This window comes from Winogradskyella sp. PC D3.3 (assembly GCF_054366245.1).
On the sequence record NZ_CM135962.1, the window covers coordinates 1,845,910 to 1,869,802 of the forward strand.

Below are 23,893 nucleotides of genomic sequence, written 5' to 3' on the forward strand. Positions count from 1 at the left end.
CATCTTTTGATTAAAACGTGTTGACCTACTTAATAGACACATAGTAACACCAAGCGTCACTTTTTATTTTATCACATCTATTATTTTCTCTTGAATTTTAGATGATATCGAGATTATGAGAATATAATGGTCTTATTATTATAAACCATAACTTTTCTTTTCGCATGAAGTTTAATAGCGTTAGATAAAACGATTTTCTCTAAATCTCTCCCTTTGGCAATTAAGTCTTTTATAGAATGGGTGTGTGATACATGTGCTACATCTTGCTCAATTATCGGTCCTGCATCGAGTTCTTCGGTGATATAATGACTAGTTGCTCCAATAATCTTTACTCCGCGTTTATATGCGGAATGGTAGGGTTTTGCTCCAACAAATGCAGGTAAAAAGGAATGATGAATATTAATGATTCTATTGGGGAAGTTATCGATTAAAGTTTTAGATACAATTTGCATATAACGCGCCAAAACGATAAAATCAATAGCGTGTGATTCCAATAGATCTAATTGTTTTTGTTCGGCTTCATGTTTTGTCGCCTTTGTAACAGGGACATGATAGAAGGGAATCTTAAAACGGTCTGCTATAGGTTTTAAATCGAGATGATTACTTAAAATAAATGGAATTTCAAGAAACAATTCATCCGAATTGTAACGCCCTAATATATCGTATAAACAATGGTCGTATTTAGAAACAAACAGAGCCATTTTAGGTTTTCTTTCGGCGGCAAATATTTTCCATTCCAGTTGAAATTTCTGAGCTAAGGTTGTGCTGAAAAGCTGTTCAAAGTTTTCTAGAGCAAATGTGTTAGATGCAAATTCACATTCCAAGCGCATAAAGAAGATATTTTGTTCTCTATCAACATGTTGATCTATATAAACGATGTTTCCATCATTAGTAGCCATAAAATTAGTTACCGATGCAATAATGTTGGGTTGGTCTTCACAATGAATAAGTAGCGTGATTTTTTGCATAAAATTGATCTTTAATGAGTTGTTAAAATTAATTAAAATTATGCGCGAACTTGACTTTCTTTAAGTTTTAGATAATTGGTGATTATTGCTTTAGATTTTTGAATATTCCTTAAATTTGCTACTCAAATAAGCAAGATTTTTAAGAATGGAACAAATTGCACCTTATAAGCCAAAATATAAAGTACGTATAGTAACAGCGGCATCGCTTTTTGATGGACACGATGCTGCTATAAATATAATGCGTCGTATCATTCAATCTACTGGAGTGGAGGTCATTCACCTTGGCCACGATAGAAGTGTAGAGGAAGTAGTGAACACAGCGATACAAGAAGATGCAAATGCGATTGCATTAACCTCTTACCAAGGTGGTCATAACGAGTATTTTAAATATATGTATGATTTACTGAAGGAAAAAGGAGCTGGTCACATCAAAATCTTTGGAGGTGGCGGTGGAGTTATTCTTCCTGAAGAAATTAAAGAATTAATGGATTATGGAATTACCAGAATCTATTCGCCAGACGACGGAAGAGCCCTCGGATTACAAGGCATGATTAATGATTTGGTACAACAATCGGATTTTGCCATTGGAGACAAATTAAATAATGAAGTTGATGTGCTTCCTGAAAAAAATCCGAAGTCGATTGCTAGAATTATTTCTTCGGCTGAAAATTTTCCTGACGTCGCAAAAGACGCTTTAGAGGCAATTCACGCTAAAAATAAAAATTCAAAAACACCAGTTCTTGGAATTACAGGAACAGGTGGAGCTGGTAAATCGTCATTGGTTGATGAGCTCGTACGTCGTTTTTTAATTGATTTTCCTGAAAAAACCATAGGATTAGTATCTGTGGATCCTTCAAAACGAAAGACAGGTGGTGCGCTTTTAGGAGATCGTATTCGTATGAATGCCATTAATTCACCTAGAGTTTATATGCGCAGTTTAGCGACACGTCAATCTAATTTGGCTTTGTCTAAATATGTAAATGAAGCGGTTGAAGTTTTAAAAGCAGCTGAATATGACTTAATTATTCTTGAAACTTCAGGAATTGGACAATCAGATACCGAAATTATAGAACATTCGGATGTGTCACTTTACGTAATGACTCCAGAATTTGGTGCTGCGACGCAACTCGAAAAAATTGATATGCTAGATTTTGCTGATTTAGTAGCCATTAATAAATTTGATAAACGAGGAGCTTTAGATGCATTACGCGATGTGAAAAAACAATACATGCGTAATCATAATATGTGGCATGAAGATCCAAACACAATGCCTGTTTTTGGAACGATAGCCTCGCAATTTAACGACCCAGGAATGAATACACTCTACAAAGCTATTATGGATAAAATTGTAGAGAAAACTCAAATAGATTTGCACTCCACTTTCGAGATTTCGAAGGAAATGAGCGAGAAGATATTTGTTATACCACCATCAAGAACACGTTATTTATCCGAAATTGCTGAAAGCAACAGAGCTTATGATAAAACGGCTAATGAGCAAGTTGAAGTGGCTCAGAAGTTGTATGGTATTTATAAAACATTAGAATCTGTTTCTGGTGTGGCCTTAAATCTAACGAAACATGGTATTGACATCGAAGGTCTTGAAAATGCTGAGACTAATGATCAATTTATAAAACTTTTGTTCGCTGAATTTGATCGTGTAAAACTTGATTTAGATCCTTACAATTGGGAAGTCATTATAGGTTGGGACGAAAAAGTAAACCGTTATAAAGATCCTATTTATTCATTTAAAGTAAGAGACAAAGAGATAAAAATTGAAACGCATACCAAATCCTTATCTCAAACAGATATTCCTAAAGTGGCTTTACCAAAGTATCAAGCTTGGGGAGATATTTTAAGATGGTGTTTACAAGAAAATGTACCAGGAGAGTTTCCGTATACAGCAGGATTGTATCCATTTAAAAGAACTGGTGAAGATCCTGCTAGGATGTTTGCAGGCGAGGGTGGACCAGAGCGTACAAACAGACGCTTTCACTATGTTAGTGCTGGTTTACCAGCAAAACGTTTATCTACGGCTTTCGATAGTGTAACGCTTTATGGAAATGATCCTGATTTGCGTCCAGATATTTATGGAAAAATCGGAAATGCTGGTGTGTCTATCTGCTGTTTAGATGATGCTAAAAAGCTTTATTCTGGTTTTGATTTGGCAAACGTTATGACTTCTGTAAGTATGACAATTAATGGTCCTGCTCCTATGTTACTTGGCTTTTTTATGAATGCAGCCATTGATCAGCAATGTGAAATTTATATCAAAGAAAATGGTTTAGAAAAAGAGGTTGAAGCAAAAATCGCTAAACTTTATAAAGGAAAAACGCGTCCTTCCTATAATGGGGAGTTACCTGAAGGTAATAACGGTTTAGGCTTAATGCTTTTAGGTGTTACGGGAGACCAGGTTTTACCATCGGATGTTTACGCCGAAATAAAAAAGAATACCATTGCTCAGGTTAGAGGAACGGTTCAAGCAGATATTTTAAAAGAAGATCAAGCGCAAAATACTTGTATCTTTTCTACGGAATTTGCCTTGCGTTTAATGGGAGATGTTCAAGAGTATTTTATTGAGAATAACGTCCGTAACTTCTATTCGGTATCAATTTCTGGTTACCATATTGCAGAAGCAGGAGCCAACCCAATAACGCAATTGGCTTTAACACTATCTAATGGATTTACTTATGTAGAGTATTACTTAAGTAGAGGTATGGATATTAACAAATTTGGACCTAATTTATCTTTCTTCTTTTCAAACGGAATCGATCCAGAATATGCTGTTATTGGTCGTGTAGCTCGTAAAATTTGGGCGAAAGCCATGAAACATAAATACGGAGCCAATGCAAGAGCTCAGATGCTGAAATATCATATTCAAACGTCTGGTCGTAGTTTACATGCTCAAGAGATTGATTTTAATGATATTCGTACAACGCTTCAAGCCTTATATGCAATTTATGACAACTGTAACTCATTACATACCAATGCGTATGATGAAGCGATTACAACGCCTACAGAAGAGTCGGTGCGTAGAGCTATGGCAATTCAGTTAATCATTAATAAAGAATTAGGATTAGCTAAAAATGAAAACCCAATTCAAGGTTCTTTCATTATTGAAGAATTAACCGATTTGGTTGAAGAAGCTGTTTTATTAGAGTTTGATAGAATTACTGAACGCGGAGGCGTACTTGGTGCCATGGAAACCATGTATCAACGTTCAAAAATTCAGGAAGAAAGCTTGTATTACGAAACCTTAAAGCACAATGGTGAATTTCCAATTATTGGTGTGAATACCTTCTTAAGTAGTAAGGGGTCGCCAACAGTGCAACCAGCTGAGGTTATAAGAGCAACGGAAGAAGAAAAGCAGTTTCAGATAAAAACATTGGAGAATTTACATAAAGCAAATAATTCAGAAGCATTATTGAAAGATTTGCAAAACAAAGCCATTAATAATGAAAATATTTTTGAAGCGTTAATGGATGTGTGTAAAGTCTGTAGTTTAGGAGAAATTACAGCATCATTGTTTGAAGTAGGAGGTCAGTATCGTAGAAACATGTAAGTAGAGAACTAGTTATTATTCGGAATCATAAATCGTCTTTCCGAGCATAGCGAAGTATTGTAGTAAAATTAATATAAAGCGTTTCATTTTGAAACGCTTTTTTATATCAAAAAAAAGAAAATGTCTATAAATCATACTTTTAAAGCCAAGGTAAATTGGTTGCTCAATGAAGGAGAGAGTACACTGAATCCAAGAACTTTTAGTAGAAATCATAATGTTTTCATAGATAAAAAGGCAACACCATTACAAGTGTCAGCAGCAAAAACATTTAGAGGTGATGCGGCATTATATAACCCTGAAGATTTGTTATTATCGGCCTTAGCATCCTGCCATATGATGTCTTATTTATATGTTTGTTCATTTCATCATATAGAGGTGTTAAGTTATACCGATTGTGCCGAAGGAGATTTGGAAGTAGATGCTTTGGGACGTGGCAGTTTTAAAACGGTAAGGTTAAAACCTGTAGTCACTATAAAAGATGTTAATAAAAAAGAACTCGCGCTGAGCTTACATAATGAAGCTAGTAGCCTGTGTTTTATTGCTAATTCTTGTAATTTTCTAATTTCCCATGCGGCAGCGGTATATGGTGAGTAAATTATTCTTAAAAATAAGTGCTGTGATTTTGCATCTTTTTTTAAACATTCTCGTCTATTATATGAACGTAAAAAATCATATATCATGAAAAATAATGAATGTACCTGCAACTGTGAAGGTTGCTCAAAAGGAAATTGTGAAAACTGTACTTGCGAACCTTGTACATGTAGTAGCTGTAATTGTTAAATCTAGTTTAAACACACTAATAACGATGCTGATTTTAGTAACTTTATACTACAATTAGCATTGTTTTTTTATAGATGGCTATGACGACTAAAGAGATATGGAAGACGCACGCAAAGGATGTTAAATACTTTATTTTAAGTAAAGTTAAAGACACGACTGCTGCGGATGATTTGTTGCAAGATACCTTTATTAAAGTACACACAAAGTTAGAGACCTTGAAAGATGAAGAAAAAGTAAAGTCTTGGGTTTTTTCTATTGCTAGATATACGGTTCTCGATTATTTTAGGCAGCGTAATTTGGTGTATGAGATAACTGATGAAGACTTTGTTTTTGAAGAACAAAAGTTAGAACATACGGAGGCTGATTGTCTGCATGGAATTATTAAAAGTTTACCTAAAAAGTATAGAGATCCTTTATTTTTAAGTGATATAAAAGGATTAAAGCAAACAGAGGTTTCAGCGCAATTAAACTTGCCTTTATCTACTGTGAAATCTCAAATTCAACGTGGACGAAAAATGATTGCTCAAGGGTTTATGGACTGTTGTGATTTTGTAGTAAATGACCATGGTTATTTAGTTGGTGAAATCAAAGACAAAGCAGATTGCAAAGTCTGTCATTAATGGTATCTTTGCAGCCATTAGTGAATTTTTAATTTACTATAAAAAACGCAAACATGTCTTTCAAGAAATTACATCCTTTATTAAAAGAATCTTTAGAAAATGCTGGTTTTGAAACTTCAAACCCACTTCAAAAAAAAATATTACCAATATTAAAAGGAGGTGCTGATGCTTATATTATTGCTCCAAAAGGTAGTGGCAAAACTACGGCACTTATTATAGCAACCATTCATAAACTAAAAGCTGAGGCATTTGAAGATTCTCCGCGAGCTGTTGTTATAGCTAAAGATAAAGCAGATGTGTTAGCGCTTAAAGAAGAATTTGAACGTTTTACAAAAAACACAGATTTAAGGGTGTATGCGCTTTACGATGAATACGATATAGAAAAGCAAAAAACAGAAGTTTACTTTGGTCAAGATATTGTAATTGCATCGCCAGCCAGATTAAGTAAGCTCTATTTTTTGAATGGGATTCATATGGGGCAAATTCAATTATTTGCTATTGAAGACGCTGATTATTTAGGTAGAAATAACGCCTATAACCATGTTTTAAGACTTTCTGAAAGTGTAAACAAGTGTCAGTTTGTAATCATTGCCGATGAGATGAATTCTAGAATTAAGAATTATCAAAATGCTTTTATGAGTAATGCACACCTCATTACTCAAAATTAGCCGTTTATAAGGTCAACATCCAAGTACGTTGCAGTTTTCTGAATTTTTTTAATTCACCACGAAGAATTGGTAAATAATCTCTACCGTTACTGTTAGATTTTTCAAGTCTTCTACAGTTACGGTACAATCGTGTTATTAAGCGATCTAAACTCTCTAAATGCATACTTTTTTTATCAGAGCAACTTTCACGTTCTACACTAATAATTTGTGGTGCAAGATTTGTGGATTGTTGAACAATATCTCCTGAAAAATAAATATGATGATCCTCAGTGCCATCAGCGTTTAGGTAGGCTAAATCTTGATTGAGATACGAAGAAATACTTCGAGATAGTACAATTATATCCATGGCCTTTTGATATATAGGCAAATCAGATAAGTGAGATGGTAAGTGGTAACTCATAATTTCAATAGCAATTGATACGAAATTAAGAACTAAAATTGAAAGTTAACTTTATAAATTAAAGCATTATTGTATTTTTGCTTTAAATATTATATTTTTATAGTTAAATTTCCTTAATATGAGTATCGATAATTTAAATTGGAAAATTTTAAAGTGCTTACAAGAAAATGCGCGTATGTCTAATGCTGAAATTGGAAGGCGTGTAGGGGTAACATCACCAGCCGTTTCTGAACGCATCAAAAAAATGGAAGATGCTGAAATTATCCAGGGGTATACCACTTTTGTTTCCCCTTTTGAAGCGGGGTATCAGCTTAAAGCTTTAATTACACTTCGGGCATTTATGGGGATGTTGAAACCTTTTTTAGAAAAGGTAAAAACCTATGATGAAGTGGTAAACTGCTATCGCATAACGGGGAACGAAAATATAGTAATGGAAGTGGTACTTAAAAATCAAAAGCACTTAGAGGTTTTTATAGATCAATTAATCAGTTATGGTGAAACCAAAACGCAAATTGTACTCTCTCACGTTATAAAATACAGTGAGGTGAAACCTGTAAAGTAATGCCTATTTGTGGTTGGTTTGAGTTATAGTAAGTTGTTTTGAATGTGATTAGTAATCAATTTTGCATGCACTCTAGAATTTTCAATAAACCATTTGTGTGTTTCTTTTCCTCCACAAATCACTCCGGCTAAATAAAGACCATCGATATTAGATTCCATCGTTTTAGGATTATAGTTAGGGATCGATTTTCCATCGGTAGAAAATGTTATCCCAGCTTTTTCTAAAAACTTAAAATTAGGTTTGTAACCTGTTAATGCAATAACATAATCGTTTGGAATGGTCGTTTTACCTTCAGGTGTCCTAATAATAAGTTCGTTTGGTTTAATTTCTTCAATTTCAGAATTAAAATAGGCCTTAATACTGCCTTCTTCAATTCGGTTTATAATATCAGGTTTTACCCAATATTTTACGCGTTCTCCAATGGCGCTTCCTCTAATGATCATGGTGACATTGCCTCCTTTTCTGTAGATTTCTAATGCTGCATCAACAGATGAGTTACTTGCGCCTACAACAGCTACGTCTTGCAGTGTAAAAGGGTGGGCTTCTTTGTAATAATGAAACACTTTTGGCAATTCTTCTCCTTCGACATTTAGGAGATTAGGAATGTCATAAAATCCAGTAGCTATAATAACTTTCTTAGTCGTGTATAAGGCTTTGTCAGATTGGATTTTAAAACCATATTCTGTGTGATTAAATCCGATGACCTTTTCATATAAATTAACGTTTAAGGCATTTGATGTTGTTACACGTCTGTAATATTCTAAGGCTTCATTACGTGTTGGTTTTGGATTGTTGCTAATAAAAGGAATACCGTCAATTTCTAGTTTTTCAGAAGTTGAAAAAAAGGTCATGTTTAATGGGTAGTTGAATATAGAGTTGGTTAAGGCTCCTTTTTCAAGCACAACATAATTTAAATTTCTTTTTTTACATTCTAAAGCACAAGCAATTCCTATAGGTCCTGCACCAATAATTACAACGTCTAAATCTAATCTTTCCATAAGGGTTTAAAATTACAGTTAAAGTCGATAATTATAAAATGTATGTTATTAAATATCTCTTAAAACTAAAATGAAATTGTATAAGTTGTATTTTTGAGGATTAAAATTAATACGAATGAAAAATTTATTATTACTTCTTTTATTGGTCTTTTCTTTTAGCTGTGCTCAAGAAAAAAAGAAAATCACAACTGAATCTCCGTTTCAGAAAAAAATGAATGATGAATTTAAGGATGCTTCAAAGTCTCCTTTAAAGGCAAAAGATTTAAAAACGTTTGAAGGTTTAGATTTCTTTCCTTATGATTCTGTATATGTTGTAAAAGCGACTTTAAAGCGAACTCCAAATGCAGCATGGTTTAGTATGAAAACGACAACCGATCGTATTTCTAAAGAACGTGTTTTTGGGGTTTTAACCTTTGAATTAAAGGGGAAGTCTTTTGAATTAAATGTTTATCAAGGGAAAGACCTTATGCAAAGAGAGGGATTTAAAGATTATTTGTTTTTGCCTTTTCTTGACAATACAAATGGTGAGTCTACATACGGTGGAGGACGCTATATCGATTTAAAAATTCCGGAAGGCAATATCATAGAACTTGATTTTAATTCTGCTTATAATCCATATTGCGCTTATAACGAAAAATATTCTTGTCCGATAGTGCCAAGTGTTAATTATGTGGATTTGGAGATCGAGGCCGGTGTTAAGGCTTTTGTGAAATAAAATGTAGTAAGTCTTTCTGCTTCAGTTAACGTTGAGTTGTTCGTTATTTAAACGATACATCTAGTTTCCCTGAAGGTTTAAGGACATTAAGAAATTGTGATTTTTATTAGAATTCTTTTTGAACCAAATAATTCTCAAAAGCAATTCCTTTATAATTCTTATTCTGTCTTTTCAGAACTTCAAAATATTTATTGTCGAAAAATGGTAAAGCTGTTTTACTGACGTCTGACTTTAGGATTTCAAAATCATTCATCATCACTTGAGATTCTACAATTCGTAATAGTTTAGAGCCAATACCTTGTCGTTGGTAATCGTTGTGTACTAAAAGACCTTCCAAATAATTTCCGTTTTTTAAGTAGGCAAAACCAACAATAGTGTTCTCTATTTCAGCAACAATAAAATAGAGTTTAGTAATGCGTTTTTCCCATTCTTCTGTGTCATCAGCAGCAGAAGCCCAAATAGTAATCTGTTTTTCGGAATATTGTTTTGTACTCGTATGGATAACGGTATTTCTAAAAACCGAAGTGATTTCTGGTAGATCTTTTATTGTTGCGGGTCTTATTTGTATCATTTTTTTAATCTAAATATACTACCAAAAGAAACAACACGCTGAAAAAAGTAAAAACTTTGTTCTGCATGATCACTAGAATCATTGGTTGTTCTGATGTTATTCATATCTATATAGCCACCTTTTGCATTTAATTGTATAAAAAAGTGCTTAAAAAATGTGAGATTTAATCCAATATTAGCAGATATGCCATAACCTGATACATGAAATTCATCGTATCTTTCCTTTTGTAATAATGTTGTGTTGGTTCTAGGGAATAAAATGCCTCCACCAATGCCTTCGGTGATATTTACTTGAAATTTATCCGTGTTATTAATATGGAATAGTGACGAAATATCATCATATCTCGCAATTTCAGTATAGATATAGTTAAGACCGTCCGTGTGTTCAAATTTTAATAAATCACTAGAAACAAAAACATTTTCATCGTTAAAAGTACCATTATAGTTACTTCCAGGTTCATTGTCTGGTAAGTTAATATAGCCGTTTACGGTTCTATTTTTATCTCTTTCCATTACATATTTCATATGGTCTAAACCAATAGAGATGGTGTAATGATCTGATATAAAATACCCCAATTTAGCATTGGTTTGAGGGATTGTAACACGAGTTGGATTTATATAATCGATGTGCCAACCTTTAGGTTTGTCTTTTGATGTAGCATCGCTTATAGTAAAGTCGTAATCGTCACCTTTAAAACGGATATCCGATTTTGAATATGCTCCTCTATTGCCGCCCCAACTAATAAATATTTTTCCTTTATTAGACGTTGTGTAGTTTAGTATTTCTTGAGTCTGACTGTATGCTATAGTGCATAAAAAAGTGAATCCTAAGCTTAGAATTCTATTGAAATAGTTCATAAGAAAATGGCCATAAAAGTAGTAGTAGACGTTAATCTTTTAGCTTACTTACAAGGGGGTGAAAAAATAAATGTTAGAGTGTGTTTATTGTTTTTCTTATAGCAACTAAGTTTGTTAACAAACCTTCTAAGTTGTCTAAATGTAACATGTTGGCTCCGTCGCTTTTGGCATTTGCAGGATCAAAATGGGTTTCAATAAACAAACCATCGACGTTGTTGACGACTCCAGCTCTAGCGATTGTTTCAATCATATCTGGTCGTCCGCCTGTAACTCCTATACTTTGATTAGGTTGTTGTAGTGAATGTGTAACATCTAAAACCGTTGGGGCATACTGACGCATCGTTGGAATGCCTCTAAAATCGACGATCATATCTTGATAACCAAACATCGTTCCTCTATCAGTAATCCAAGCTTTTTCGTTACCAGCATCTTTTACTTTTTGAACCGCATGTTTCATTGCTTCCGGACTCATAAACTGTCCTTTCTTCAGATTAACGACCTTTCCTGTTTCGGCAGCGGCAACAACCAAATCGGTTTGTCGCACTAAAAACGCAGGAATCTGTAAAACATCAACATATTCAGCAGCCATTGCAGCATCAGATACTTCGTGTATATCCGTTACTGTAGGGACATCAAAAGTTTCAGATACTTTTCTAAGAATTCTTAAAGCTTTTTCATTTCCAATACCGGTAAAACTATCAATCCTACTTCGGTTCGCTTTTTTAAAACTTCCTTTAAAAACGTAAGGAATTTTAAGTTTATCTGTGATTGTTATAACTTTTTCAGCAATACGTAATGCCATGTCTTCACCTTCAATAGCACAAGGGCCACAAAGAAGAAAGAAGTTATCGGATTGGGTATGTTTTAATTTTGGAATTGATATCAAAGTTTTAGACTTAATGTTAGGGGGGCAAAGATACAATTCTGAATGCTTAAATGAAACATTGTTTTTTGAATTCTATAATGCTGTCTTTAGATAATTTGTCTTGTTTAAATGGTTAAAACACTTTCTTCATTCCGTTGCGTACCATCCAAAGGGACATCACAAAATTACCAATAACTAAAAGGCCTCCATAGAATAGTAGTTTTTTTGAATGCTCTGTCCAATGAATAAGGTTGAGTAAATCCGATAAATAAGCTAATATTAAATAAGACGATAAGCATACAAATACAATACCTAAAGAAAAATTTAATTTTCTACTTGGTTTTATAAGTTGCCATAAAAAGGGGGTGCCAAACAATAAAATAGGGTAAGCAGAAATACCTTCAATTTTATTTATGGTTGTAAACCAATATACAATTACTGACAAAAAATAGAGATAAGGGATAAATTTGGTGTATTTGCTAAGGGTATTCATCTGTTAAATTTTTAGGGTTCAGATTAGTCAAACAGAAGCTGTTGTAATTACCAAAATCGCAGTGAGTTTGGGAGGGGAGGCTTTGTGCTGCTAATCAATAATTTAACGTAAGTTACAACTTCAGATTATTTGATAATGAAATTATAACATTTAATTAACGAAAAAACAAGAATTAAACGTACATTTGCACGCTTAAAAATCAGCAGCAGTTATGACTAAGATTAAAAATATTGCAATTATTGCACACGTCGATCACGGAAAGACAACATTGGTAGATAAAATTATGTATCACTGTCAATTGTTTCGTGAAAACGAAAACACAGGAGATCTAATTCTAGATAACAACGATTTAGAACGTGAGCGTGGTATCACTATTACATCTAAAAACGTTTCTGTTGTATATAAAGATACTAAAATTAATATCATTGATACACCTGGTCACGCCGATTTTGGTGGTGAAGTAGAACGTGTATTAAACATGGCTGATGGTGTTGTGTTATTGGTAGATGCCTTTGAAGGTCCTATGCCACAAACACGTTTTGTATTACAAAAAGCAATTGACTTAGGGTTAAAACCTTGTGTGGTTATCAATAAAGTGGATAAAGAAAACTGTACTCCTGATGAGGTACATGAAAAAGTTTTCGATCTAATGTTTGAACTTGGTGCTGAAGAGTGGCAGTTAGATTTCCCTACCGTTTATGGTTCTGCTAAGAACAATTGGATGAGTGACGACTGGAAAAATGAAACAAAGAATGTTGAGCCATTATTGGATATGGTTATTGAGCATGTACCAACTCCAGAGTTTGAGAAAGGCACTACGCAGATGTTAATTACCTCTCTAGATTTTTCTTCTTTTACAGGTCGTATTGCTATTGGTCGTGTACAAAGAGGAAACATCGTAGAAGGACAACAAATCGCTTTAGTTAAAAGAGATGGGACGGTTATAAAAAGTAGAGTTAAGGAAGTTTTTGTATTTGAAGGTCTAGGACGTAAGAAAGTACAAAAAGTTGAAACTGGAGATATTTGTGCGCTTGTTGGTGTTGAAGGTTTTGAAATTGGAGATACCGTTTCAGATATCGAAAATCCTGAAGGTTTAAAATCTATTGCGATAGATGAGCCAACAATGAGTATGTTATTTACTATTAACGATTCACCTTTCTTTGGAAAAGATGGAAAGTTTGTAACATCTCGTCATATTAAAGATCGTTTAGAAAAAGAATTAGAGAAAAACTTAGCACTTAAGTTAGGTGAAACTGGTAGTGCCGATAAATTCATGGTCTTTGGTCGTGGTGTATTACACTTATCGGTATTAATCGAAACGATGCGTCGTGAAGGTTATGAATTACAAATTGGACAACCTCAAGTAATCATTAAAGAAATTGATGGTGTTAAATGTGAACCTATTGAAGAATTAACAATTGACCTTCCGGAAACCGTATCTGGTAGAGCTGTTGAGTTTGTTACTAAACGTAAAGGTGAGTTGCTAAGTATGGTAACTAAAGGTGAGCGTATGATTTGTGAGTTTATGATTCCTTCTCGTGGTATTATTGGTTTACGTAACCAATTGCTAACAGCAACTGCTGGAGAGGCTATTATGGCACACCGTTTTAAAGAATACCAACCTTATAAGGGTGATATTCCTGGACGTATTTCAGGGTCTTTAATTTCAATGGAAAACGGAACAGCGATTCCTTATTCAATTGATAAATTACAAGATAGAGGTAAGTTTTTTGTTGAGCCAGGAGAAAGTATCTATGAAGGACAAGTTATTGGAGAAAATTCGCGTCAAGATGATATGTCTGTAAATATTACTAAAGCTAAAAAGCAAAGTAATGTACGTAGTTCTGGTGCAGATGATAAAGCTAAGATTGTACCAGCAATTAAGTTTTCTTTAGAAGAAGCCTTAGAATATATTCAAAAAGATGAATATGTTGAGGTAACACCAAACTTTTTACGATTACGTAAAATTCATTTAACTGAAGTAGATCGTAAGCGTAATAAAATATAATCGAGTTTAGATTCATAATATATTTGAAAAAGAGAAATCCTAAAAAGGGTTTCTCTTTTTTTATTTGTCGTATTTCTTCTAGTTAATAATAGAAACACATCTTCATAAACAATAAGCAACAGCTTAGTACAAAATAATAAAAAAGGTTTTACTGAAGTATTGTTAGTTGATTATATAAATCGCTGTAAATTAAAATCTAAATCTTTAATGGTTATTTAGTCTATACCGAGATAATTTACCTTAATTTCTATATTTTTACCACTTATCTACCAATATTTCGTAATGCATTATAGACTTACTAAACTGTCTTATTTTCTTTCATTAATTAGAGTGCAACAATGGGTTAAGAATCTTTTCGTTTTTCTACCTATGTTTTTTAATAAACAACTTATCGCTTCAGATAGTCTTTTAAGTGCGAGCCTTGCTTTTATTTCATTTTCATTGGTTGCTAGTTCTATTTACTGTTTTAATGATATTGTAGATTTAGAATTTGATAAACAACATAAGTCAAAAAAAAATAGAGTTTTAGCGAGCGGTTTAATTTTGAAGAAGGAAGCTAAAATAGGTATGCTGTTTTGTGTGATTTTAGGACTAGGGGTGTCTTATTTTTTTAGTGGATTTAGTTTGTTTTTGGTTTTAGCTAGTTATTTTGTTCTTAATATCTTATATACTTTAGTTTTTAAGAAAATCATTGTCTTAGACGTTATGTGTATTGCTGCCAGTTTTGTTTTAAGGCTTTTGGCAGGTGGAGTGGCAACACATACCGAGTTGTCATATTGGATCTTAATAATGGTAATTTTATTGGCTCTTTTTCTTGCATTTGCAAAACGAAGAGATGAAGTTGTAATCTATCTAGAAGATGAAATTCTAGTAAGAAGTAATATTGATAAATACTCATTAAGATTCCTAGATGCTATTTTAATGGTGTTGTCTTTCATAATTATTATACTCTACTTAGCTTATTCTTTTTCTTCTGAAATTGAAGCGCAATTTAATAATGATTATGTGTGGCTAACTTCAATATTTGTGATTTTAGGATTGTTTAGATATAATTGGTTAATAAAATTGAGACGTAATTTTGTTAATCCCACAAAAATCTTATTGAAAGATAAAGTCATGCAATTTGTGGTGATTGGTTGGATTATTAGTTTCTATATTATAATATATACGTAAAACATTAGAGTGGAATTATTTAAAAAGCTTTTAACTATTTACAAAAACCATACATTAAGTATAACTGTAGTTTTTATTACAGTTGTTATGTTGTTGCTATCATTTCAAGGTTTTGATGTTGTTGATGAAGGCTGGTACATGACCTTTTATCAACAATTTTTTAATCATCCAGAAACTGTAGAATATAATTTTGTGTTTTACCTTACAGGAATTATTGGTGGTATTTGGTATGAGTTATTTCCTCATGGAGGCATTTGGTCTTTTAGGGTTTTAGCATTACTCTGTATTGTTTTAACCTTCGTCTTTGCTTATAGAATATTAATTCAATATATGTCTAAAACTTGGGCAATTATCGGTCTGTTAATGGTGTTATTTGTTAATGATTTTGGTTATGTAGCCTTTTACTATAACCAATTGTCAAGTTTATTCGCTGTATTAACGATCTTCTTTTTATTGAAAGGTTTAGTTAAAAATAATATTGTTTTTATAATGATTGCAGGTAGTTTAACAGCAATAAATGTCTTCTCAAGACTTCCTAACCTTACACTCTTTGCATTTAGCTTGGTATTTCCATTGCAACTTTTATGGAATAAATCATTGGGAATTAAATTTATGTTTAAACAGGCTAGTGCCTATGGAATTGGTGCTCTGCTTGGGTTTAGCATAATGTATGTAATACTATTATGTCTTGGACATTTAGATATTATGCAGAATTCTATTTTGGCGATTTTAGATAAGGGACAAAATACAGGGAGTAATCATAATTTTTCAAAATTATTAAGTGTGTATTTTAAAGAATATTACTTATTACTAAAGGTGTTTTTGAAAATACTAATAGCGTCTGTGATTTTAATTTCAACACAAAAGCTTCTCTTTAGACATAATGTTGGTAAATACCTCTGGTATGCAATAGGTGTTTTAATGTTTGTATTTGTTTTTAGAAATAATGCTATATACGCTTTATATGCCCTTAGTTTATTTGGATGCTTGAGTTTGCTAAGGGGTAAAACAGTAAAATCAAATTACAAATTGTTGAGCTTGTTGGCACTGATAATGATGTTGTTTTTGCCTTTGGGTAGTGATGGCGGAATTCATAATGTGGGTTATGTGTGTATTTGGCTAGCATTACCTTTATTTTTTTATGTGATTAATCAAACTGATGTTTTAAGTTTTGTATGGCTAAATAAGCAAATAATGTCAAATGTTTTTTTTAATAAAAGCATACTCCAATATGTTTTGCCCTTGATGGTCGTTGGCTTTTTTACGGTTAAAGTGTATAAAATATCAAATGAATCTTATTTTGATTTAGGTAGTCGTTTCAATAAGGTATATGCCATTGATAATAAACTAGCAAAGGGGATTTATACAACTAAAGAGCGAGCGAAAATAGTCAATGAATTACTACCTGAACTTGAAAAATTCGTTAAAAAAGATGATTACTTATTGGCCTATGACAATATTCCTATGGTAAATTTTTTAACACAAACACAACCGTATATGTATATCTCTTGGGTATGGGTCTATGATGGTGAGATGTTTAAAAAGCAATTAGAAAGAGCAGAAGCAGAAATAGGCGTTTTGCCAATAGTGGTTCAACAGAAGTTTGAAACCATTGGTCAGTTTTCTACTCCAGATCCTTACTACATGTCAGAACATAAAGTAGAGAATTATAGATATAATCGGAATCGCGTTAAGGCAATGAATGATTTTTTAGATAGAAACAATTATTCAATAAGTTGGAGTAATGCTTATTTTAATATTTATCAACCAAATCAAAATAAGTAAATGAGAAAAATTGCGGCTTTCGATTTTGATGGAACATTAACAAAAAAAGATTCATTTGTTGAATTTATAAAGTTTTCTAAAGGAAGGTTTAGATTTTATTTAAATCTTCCATTTATAGGTGTGGTGTGGTATTTATCTAAATTAAAATTAATAAAAACACATTATGCTAAAGAATTTATTTTTTCAAGCTTTTTTAAAGGAATAAGTTTAATTGAGTTTGATAAATATTGTGTTGATTTTATAAGTGAAATAGATAAAAATCTTAGAGATGACGCTAAAACTGTAATTCAAAGTCACTTAATTCAACATAACGATGTGTTAATAGTTAGTGCATCTATAGAAAATTGGATAAGGCCTTGGGCTATGGCTAATGGTATAAATACTATTGTCGCCACAAAAGTTGAGATTGATAGCTCAGGAAAATTAACGGGTAAATTCGCTTCCGAAAATTGTATTGGTAAAGAAAAAGTAAACCGTTTACTCAGTGTGTTTCCAGATAGGGAATCGTATTATTTAACGGTTTATGGAGATAGTAATGGAGATAAAGCTTTAATGCGTTTAGCGGATAAAGTGTTTTGGAGGAGGTTGACGTAATTCAATTTTTTTAATAAAATTTAATGTCATTTAACTTGCAAAAGCATTCAAAGCACTATTTTTTATCATTAGCTGTCTTTTATTGTAAACAATAACTTATTACAAATAATCTTACTCATCGTTTTTTTTATTTACTTTGGTCAATAAAATTCAAATATCATTTTCTCAGTAAAAAAATATCACTCTAGCTTGCAACCAGAATGGGATGCCTTTGTAAAAAAGGCTAAAAATGCCACATTCTTATTTCAGAGAGGTTTTATGGACTATCATAGTAATCGGTTTAACGATTTTTCTGTCATGGTTTATAGAGGTGAAGAACTATACGCATTGCTTCCTGCAAATGTAGTTGGTAACAAGATAATTTCTCATCAAGGGTTAACTTATGGGAGCTTTGTACTACAAGACAAATCAAAATTTTTCTATGCTTTTGAAGCTTTTAAAGCGATGCTTGCTTTTTACCACTCTGAAGGTATTAAGCAACTTGAAATAAAAGTTATACCTACGTTTTATAATATAATGCCAGCTGATGAGTTGGACTATTTTCTATATAAAGCCAATGCACAATTATTAAAAAAAGATGTGCTGATGGTTATTGATTATGCTCATAAATTACGCTTTCAAAAAAACAGAAGAGAAGGTCTCAATAAAGCAATGCGATCTGGTCTTGAGTTGAAGGTAGATACTAATTTTAAAGAATTTTGGAATACGGTTTTGATACCAAATCTAGATAAGAAACATGGCATTAAACCCGTTCATTCTTTAGAAGAAATAGAATTGTTGGCTTCACGCTTTCCAGAGCATATTAAGCAAGTTAATATTTACAAAGATGGTAAAGTTGTAGCCGGAACAACTGTGTTTTTAACCAAAACGACTGTCCATCCGCAATATGTTTCTGGTAATGCAGATAAAAACGCCTATGGTAGCCTTGATCTGGCTTATGATTTTATAATCAATAAAATGTGCGATGATAAGCGTTATTTTGATTTTAATATTTCGAGCGAGGACAACGGAACAAAAATCAATGAAGGACTTATTTTTTGGAAAGAAAGTTGCGGTGCAAGAAGTCATACTGCAAATACGTATCTGCTAGAAACTGCTATTTATAAAGTGTTAGATATTCCGAGAGTATAACTAGTTTTTTTCTTCGCTTTGTCTAATTTTAAGTGTTTATAGCCAAATTAGTACAGTATTTCCGAAGGTTATTGAAATCTAGTTAATTAAAGTTTTAATTTCATCAATTGTTGTTTTATATTTCACAGGTTTATCTGATTGGTCAGTTGAGCAAAGAGAGTTATGTCCTTATAATTTAAAATTTATGATTAAGTTTTTAGATTTATATAAAATCAATAATCGCTTTAGAGACGAGTTTCAAGTGTCCTTCAATCAATCTTTGGATGATGCTCATTTTATTTTAGGAACTAACGTTACCAATTTCGAAAATGAGTTTGCAGCTTATTGTGGAACACAATATTGCATTGGTACAGGTAATGGTTTAGATGCGTTAACTTTAATCTTAAAAGGATATATAGAACTCGGTAAACTCAAAAAAGGGGATCGGGTAATTGTTCCTGCAAATACATTTATTGCAACCATTTTATCGGTTATTCATGCAGGATTAGTCCCTGTTTTGGTAGAACCTGATCCAGAAACCTATACTATTGCTGTTGATATAGATACTGCTCTGTTTGTTGATGCTAAGGCTGTAATTATGGTTCATTTATATGGCCAATTGGCAGATGTAGACCGTTTTCAGCAAATAGCTAAAGATTTTAATTTACTCTTAATTGAAGATGCGGCTCAAGCGCATGGCGCCATTGCAGATTCTAATTTAGCTAAAGCAGGAAACCTTTCAGACGCAGCAGCATTTAGCTTCTATCCGAGTAAAAATCTCGGAGCACTTGGTGATGGTGGTGCTATCACTACTAATGACTCAGAATTAGTTACTATCATTAAGTTATTGCGAAATTATGGTAGTGAAGAAAAATACAATAATAAAATTATTGGTTTTAATAGTCGTTTAGATGATATGCAAGCCTCATTTTTAAGGGTGAAATTGAAGGTCTTAGATAAAGATAATGATAGACGTAGGGAAATCGCTAAGACTTACTTAAATGGTATTAAAAACCCCAAATTAAAACTACCATACTATAATGGTTCTAAGAATCATGTGTTTTATGCTTTTGTTATAGAGGTTGATGATAGGGCCGATTTTATAAAGTTTCTAGATACCAATAAAATAGAATGGTTAATTCATTATCCTATTCCACCGCATCAACAAGAGGCATTGCGCTCTTTTTCTTATTTTAATCTTCCGCTTACTGAAAAGATTCATAAAAGAATTATAAGTTTGCCAATGAGTCCTGTGATGCTAGACAAAGATATTCAGTCGGTTATCTCGGCTTTAAACACATATTAATTGAAAAAGTTTTTTAATTACATAAATAGCGAAGTCTTAGTAAAGGCGGCAAGTTTAAACTTGACTAACATTAGCCTTAGAATTTTAGCAGGTATTTTGATTTCGAAATTTATAGCCATTTACATTGGTCCACAAGGAATGGCACTTATTGGGAATTTGCGGAATTTTATGAGTGTTCTGCAGTCGCTCTCTATTTCTGGACTATACAAAGGGGTGGTTAAATTTGTCAGTCAAGTTAAAGATGATGCCGTTGAACTTAGTAAAATTTTATCTACAGTATTTTACTTTGGTTTTTTTACCTCTATATTTTTAACGTTCTTTTGTTACTACAACGCTGAGTTTATAAATAATATCATTTTTTCTTCGAGCTTTAGATATACATATATCATTAAAACAGTTGCCATTGTTTTACCGTTTTATGCCTTAAACATGTTTACATTTTCCATTATGAATGGATTTTCTAAACACAAGTATTTGCTGCTGATAAACATTTTAGGTCAGATTTTAGGTCTTCTGGTGACATTGATTCTGATATATCAAGAAAATATAGATGGTGCTTTACTAGCCATAGTGATTACTCCGGCGCTTAATTTATTAATCACCATTGTCGGTATAGCCTTTAGAAGAAGCTTAATGTCCTTTGTTAAGATTACACGAATTAGTTTGTCGGTTTTAAATAAATTAAGTCCGTATATGATGATGGCATTGGTGAGCTCTATAGCAATTCCAATTGTAATGATAATTATTAGAAATTATCTTATTGATGAAATTGGAATAAAGTCAGCAGGTTATTGGACAGCCATGACCCGCGTTTCAGATTATTACTTAATGTTTATTAATTCCTTAACGGCACTTTATATTTTGCCTCGTTTTTCTGAAATTAATTCAAAACGGGATTTTAGAAAGGAAGTCTTTAGCTTCTATAAGAGCATTATGCCTGCGTTTTTAATATTACTTCTTGTAATTTACTTGAGTAGGTCATTATTAATAAATCTATTGTTTACAGAAGAGTTTAGACCTGTAGAAGACCTATTTGGTTATCAAATATTAGGTGATATAGCTCGTGTGTTTTCAATGGTAATTGCCTATCAGTTTTTGGCAAAAAAGATGTTTGCACATTTTATTATACTAGAAATATTTTTATTCGTAATAATGTACTTTTCTAGTATTTATCTTATCGATGAGTTTGGATTACAAGGTGCTGTAATGGGACATTGTCTAAGTTATTTTATGTACTTCGGAATAATATTATTACTCTTTAGTAGTTCCTTATTTGGTGTTATTAACGAAGAAGGTATAGAAGAGTATTAAAAGCAAACACGTGAAACTTCCAAAATTTATTAGTAATAATACGGTGCTTAAGATTACATCGCTAAATGCAGTGGTCATAACTATTAGATTAATTGTTTCTGCATTTATTCAGCGTTTACTTGCGGTTACAGTTGGTGAAGTAGGTATTGCAAGTATTGGACAGGTGCGGAATGTAATAGCAATGTTAACAAGTACCTCTACATTGGGAACATTCAATGGGGTCGTTAAATATGTAGCTGAATTTAAAAATGATCAGCCAGAACTTTCTAAAATATTCTCAACCGTAACTATTTTTGGTGTTATTGGTTCAATCAGCTCTGCTGCAATTTTGTTTTTTGGGGCAGTATTCTTGTCTAATTATTTATTCGGTTCACAAGACTATGTCTATGTTTTTCAGCTTTTGGCTGTTATTATTCCCTTTCTCGCCATAGGTCGTATTGTAAATGCAGTGGTTAGTGGTTTGTCGGATTATAAACGCTATGCTAAAATTGAATTAATAAGTTATCTTCTAGGTATTATAGCACTTGTTATTGGACTTTATACTTTAGAATTAAAAGGAGTGCTTATTGCTATTACCATAACACCAGTGATTCATTTATGTGTTTTGGCTTTTGTATTTGGAAAAACCTTGAGAAAATATATAAAATTTAAATCAATAAATTTAAGTCTCGTTTATCAAAATAAGTTGTTAGCCTTTACATTGATGTCCTTTATTTCTACGTTTTTATTGAATTATATTGAATTAGATATAAGGACTTTGGTTGCACAAGAAATGAATATTAATGAAGCAGGCTATTGGACAGCCATCACATTTGTTTCTAAAAATTATATGGTATTTGCTACTGGATTGTTTACGCTATATGTGTTACCAAAATTTGCGAGTATTCATACCAAGCATGAATTTCAAACTGAAGTTTTTAGTATTTATAAAACCATTCTACCCATTTTTGCATTAGGAATGTTACTCGTTTATTTTCTTAGAAACTATATTATAAAGTTTATTTATCCAGATTTTATAGGCATGGAGCCTTTATTTAAATGGCAATTATTAGGCGATTTTGTGCGCTTGTGTTCTGTAGTATTAGCCCATCAGTTTTTAGCTAAAAGATTGGTTAAAAGTTTTGTGATTACTGAAGTAATTTCTTTAGCCCTGTTTTTTACACTTTCTAAAGTGTTTATTCAGTATTACGGAACAGAAGGCATTGTAATAGCACATTTTGTGCGCTATATTATCTACTTTATAATTGTAGCTTTTCTAATTAGGGGGTATTATAAATCACAATCTAATACCTAAAATGGTGAATATTACAGCACACCATTATTAGTTAATATTTCTAAAAAATTAAATATGTTTCTGCCAAGTTTCTAAATACTGTTGGGCGCATGAGATATGATCATGATGTGCTTTTACAAATTGCCTAGCATGAGCCGAAATTTCAACGATTTTTTCAGGATTAAGTATGAGCCACTCTAATTTTTTGGCTATTAGTTCTGCATCAGGTAATGCATTTATAGCAATGGTATCGTCTTTAAGCTCATAATAGTCTAACCATTCTTGTTCCGCGCCTGTAAATACTACTTTTCCTTTTGCCATGGCTTCCAAAGCATTAAAACCTTGATCATATGCATACACTTGATCTAATAGAATATGAGCTCTGTCAAAACTCTTAATATAGTCTTTATAAGGTAAGTTTTTGGCAATAATTATTTCTATTTTATCTCCATATTTCTTAGAAATAATAGCTAAGGCAGCATCAAAGATATCATTCCCTTTTTTGTAATAATTAAACGTATTTATACCATGAAAAATGATGATTTTTTCGTCAATAGATGGTGTTTGAAAGCTGAGCTCACTTAAGTTAATAGCATGAGGAATCATGCCTAAATATTTTGAATAGCCTATTAATGGAATATGATAATCTAAATCATTTGAAATAACCCCTTTAATACTTTTAAAGATTTCATTATGCAATGCTATGTGTGCTTCACTGATATAACTTAGAGCAGGCGAAAAATCTTTCTTAGAACCTTTGTTTTCAAAATAAGGTGTTAATATAGAATATCTAAATTTCTTAGCATAAGCATAGCTGATACTTGGGTAATCTAAGCCAGCCGAAAGTAAAAAAACGCTTTTATTCCATTGTTTTAGCCAATTGAAAATTATAAGTTGGTGTTTTCGCTCAAAATCAAATGGAGCTTCATTAATAAATTGCACAATATCATAATTAGAAAGTAGTTTCTTTTTAGATTTTATTTGGCGTTTTATTGAAACCGCAGTAAGGTCTATTCCAGTGATTTTTTTAATTAAAATCCTGAATTTTTTTCTAAATTTAGAACGATAAGGGTCTATTATTTCAATGTCAACATCAACTTTTTTAAATCCATCTCTATTACTAACCAAAATGGCTTCATGTCCTAAACTGTTAAGGCCTAATTTAATGTTCCATTGCGCTCTATTATATTCACCAAAGAGTAAAACTTTCATTTATTGCAGTTTCATTTAATATCTTTATCCAATTAATTAATGAACATGCAAAGTAAACATAAAAA

Annotated in this window: 22 protein-coding genes; 14 read left to right on the plus strand and 8 right to left on the minus strand. The window is 32.3% G+C overall.

Translation table 11 applies throughout. The features are described 5' to 3' along the window. Window positions 1-113: 113 nt before the first annotated feature. The gene (gene purU / locus ACXGSQ_RS07915) at window positions 114-968 is read right to left on the minus strand and encodes a formyltetrahydrofolate deformylase (protein ID WP_458629071.1); all 855 of its coding nucleotides are present in this window, start codon (window positions 966-968) and stop codon (window positions 114-116) included. A gap of 145 nt (window positions 969-1,113) precedes the next feature. Between purU and ACXGSQ_RS07920 the strand changes: the two genes are divergently transcribed. The 4 genes from ACXGSQ_RS07920 to ACXGSQ_RS07935 all read left to right on the plus strand — a co-directional run bounded on the left by ACXGSQ_RS07920 (window position 1,114) and on the right by ACXGSQ_RS07935 (window position 6,595). After that, entirely contained in the window at window positions 1,114-4,527 is a 3,414-nt protein-coding gene (locus tag ACXGSQ_RS07920) for a methylmalonyl-CoA mutase family protein (protein ID WP_458629072.1), read from the plus strand. A 120-nt stretch (window positions 4,528-4,647) separates the two neighbouring features. Further along, window positions 4,648-5,121: an OsmC family protein gene (locus ACXGSQ_RS07925; RefSeq protein WP_458629073.1), complete on the plus strand. Its 474-nt coding sequence runs from the start codon at window positions 4,648-4,650 to the stop codon at window positions 5,119-5,121. Window positions 5,122-5,387: 266 nt separating this feature from the next. Further along, window positions 5,388-5,927, plus strand: a complete 540-nt coding sequence (locus ACXGSQ_RS07930) for a sigma-70 family RNA polymerase sigma factor (RefSeq protein ID WP_458629074.1) — start codon at window positions 5,388-5,390, stop codon at window positions 5,925-5,927. A gap of 53 nt (window positions 5,928-5,980) precedes the next feature. Further along, the gene (locus ACXGSQ_RS07935) at window positions 5,981-6,595 is read left to right on the plus strand and encodes a DEAD/DEAH box helicase (RefSeq protein WP_458629075.1); all 615 of its coding nucleotides are present in this window, start codon (window positions 5,981-5,983) and stop codon (window positions 6,593-6,595) included. 4 nt (window positions 6,596-6,599) lie between these two features. Here the strand turns inward: ACXGSQ_RS07935 and ACXGSQ_RS07940 are convergent, their stop codons facing one another. After that, window positions 6,600-6,995 carry a hypothetical protein gene (locus tag ACXGSQ_RS07940; protein WP_458629076.1) on the minus strand — a complete coding sequence of 132 codons (396 nt, stop codon included), beginning with the start codon at window positions 6,993-6,995 and terminating at the stop codon, window positions 6,600-6,602. Window positions 6,996-7,113: 118 nt separating this feature from the next. On the opposite strand from ACXGSQ_RS07940, the gene ACXGSQ_RS07945 reads away from it, so the two are divergent. After that, window positions 7,114-7,557 carry an Lrp/AsnC family transcriptional regulator gene (locus ACXGSQ_RS07945; protein WP_458629077.1) on the plus strand — a complete coding sequence of 148 codons (444 nt, stop codon included), beginning with the start codon at window positions 7,114-7,116 and terminating at the stop codon, window positions 7,555-7,557. Window positions 7,558-7,580: 23 nt separating this feature from the next. On the opposite strand, the gene ACXGSQ_RS07950 is transcribed toward ACXGSQ_RS07945, so the two are convergent. Beyond that, window positions 7,581-8,555: a YpdA family putative bacillithiol disulfide reductase gene (locus ACXGSQ_RS07950; RefSeq protein WP_458629078.1), complete on the minus strand. Its 975-nt coding sequence runs from the start codon at window positions 8,553-8,555 to the stop codon at window positions 7,581-7,583. 115 nt (window positions 8,556-8,670) lie between these two features. On the opposite strand from ACXGSQ_RS07950, the gene ACXGSQ_RS07955 reads away from it, so the two are divergent. Then, window positions 8,671-9,270 carry a DUF1684 domain-containing protein gene (locus ACXGSQ_RS07955; protein ID WP_458629079.1) on the plus strand — a complete coding sequence of 200 codons (600 nt, stop codon included), beginning with the start codon at window positions 8,671-8,673 and terminating at the stop codon, window positions 9,268-9,270. 106 nt (window positions 9,271-9,376) lie between these two features. On the opposite strand, the gene ACXGSQ_RS07960 is transcribed toward ACXGSQ_RS07955, so the two are convergent. The 4 genes from ACXGSQ_RS07960 to ACXGSQ_RS07975 form a co-directional block, all read right to left on the minus strand. Then, window positions 9,377-9,841, minus strand: coding sequence for a GNAT family N-acetyltransferase (locus ACXGSQ_RS07960; RefSeq protein WP_458629080.1), 465 nt, complete (start codon window positions 9,839-9,841; stop codon window positions 9,377-9,379). Beyond that, window positions 9,838-10,698, minus strand: coding sequence for a hypothetical protein (locus tag ACXGSQ_RS07965; protein WP_458629081.1), 861 nt, complete (start codon window positions 10,696-10,698; stop codon window positions 9,838-9,840). The genes ACXGSQ_RS07960 and ACXGSQ_RS07965 overlap by 4 nt, the downstream gene beginning before the upstream one ends. Window positions 10,699-10,771: 73 nt before the next feature. After that, window positions 10,772-11,584 (minus strand): 3-deoxy-8-phosphooctulonate synthase, encoded by an 813-nt coding sequence (gene kdsA / locus ACXGSQ_RS07970; RefSeq protein ID WP_458629082.1) that lies wholly within the window; start codon window positions 11,582-11,584, stop codon window positions 10,772-10,774. A gap of 112 nt (window positions 11,585-11,696) precedes the next feature. Further along, window positions 11,697-12,056, minus strand: coding sequence for a hypothetical protein (locus ACXGSQ_RS07975; RefSeq protein ID WP_458629083.1), 360 nt, complete (start codon window positions 12,054-12,056; stop codon window positions 11,697-11,699). 211 nt (window positions 12,057-12,267) lie between these two features. On the opposite strand from ACXGSQ_RS07975, the gene typA reads away from it, so the two are divergent. The 8 genes from typA to ACXGSQ_RS08015 all read left to right on the plus strand — a co-directional run bounded on the left by typA (window position 12,268) and on the right by ACXGSQ_RS08015 (window position 22,637). Beyond that, complete coding sequence (typA, locus tag ACXGSQ_RS07980; protein ID WP_458629084.1) at window positions 12,268-14,064, plus strand: translational GTPase TypA; 1,797 nt, start codon at window positions 12,268-12,270, stop codon at window positions 14,062-14,064. Between the two features lie 369 nt (window positions 14,065-14,433). After that, window positions 14,434-15,237, plus strand: coding sequence for a UbiA prenyltransferase family protein (locus ACXGSQ_RS07985; RefSeq protein WP_458629085.1), 804 nt, complete (start codon window positions 14,434-14,436; stop codon window positions 15,235-15,237). A gap of 9 nt (window positions 15,238-15,246) precedes the next feature. Beyond that, window positions 15,247-17,022, plus strand: coding sequence for a glycosyltransferase family 39 protein (locus tag ACXGSQ_RS07990; protein ID WP_458629086.1), 1,776 nt, complete (start codon window positions 15,247-15,249; stop codon window positions 17,020-17,022). Then, window positions 17,023-17,616, plus strand: coding sequence for an HAD-IB family hydrolase (locus ACXGSQ_RS07995; protein ID WP_458629087.1), 594 nt, complete (start codon window positions 17,023-17,025; stop codon window positions 17,614-17,616). Window positions 17,617-17,805: 189 nt separating this feature from the next. Next, window positions 17,806-18,747 carry a GNAT family N-acetyltransferase gene (locus tag ACXGSQ_RS08000; RefSeq protein ID WP_458629088.1) on the plus strand — a complete coding sequence of 314 codons (942 nt, stop codon included), beginning with the start codon at window positions 17,806-17,808 and terminating at the stop codon, window positions 18,745-18,747. Between the two features lie 184 nt (window positions 18,748-18,931). After that, window positions 18,932-20,032: a DegT/DnrJ/EryC1/StrS family aminotransferase gene (locus ACXGSQ_RS08005; RefSeq protein ID WP_458629089.1), complete on the plus strand. Its 1,101-nt coding sequence runs from the start codon at window positions 18,932-18,934 to the stop codon at window positions 20,030-20,032. After that, entirely contained in the window at window positions 20,033-21,343 is a 1,311-nt protein-coding gene (locus ACXGSQ_RS08010; protein WP_458629090.1) for an O-antigen translocase, read from the plus strand. 10 nt (window positions 21,344-21,353) lie between these two features. Then, on the plus strand, window positions 21,354-22,637 hold the full coding sequence (locus tag ACXGSQ_RS08015) for an O-antigen translocase (RefSeq protein WP_458629091.1): 1,284 nt from the start codon (window positions 21,354-21,356) through the stop codon (window positions 22,635-22,637). Between the two features lie 48 nt (window positions 22,638-22,685). Here the strand turns inward: ACXGSQ_RS08015 and ACXGSQ_RS08020 are convergent, their stop codons facing one another. After that, window positions 22,686-23,828, minus strand: a complete 1,143-nt coding sequence (locus tag ACXGSQ_RS08020; RefSeq protein ID WP_458629092.1) for a glycosyltransferase — start codon at window positions 23,826-23,828, stop codon at window positions 22,686-22,688. Window positions 23,829-23,893 lie beyond the last annotated feature (65 nt).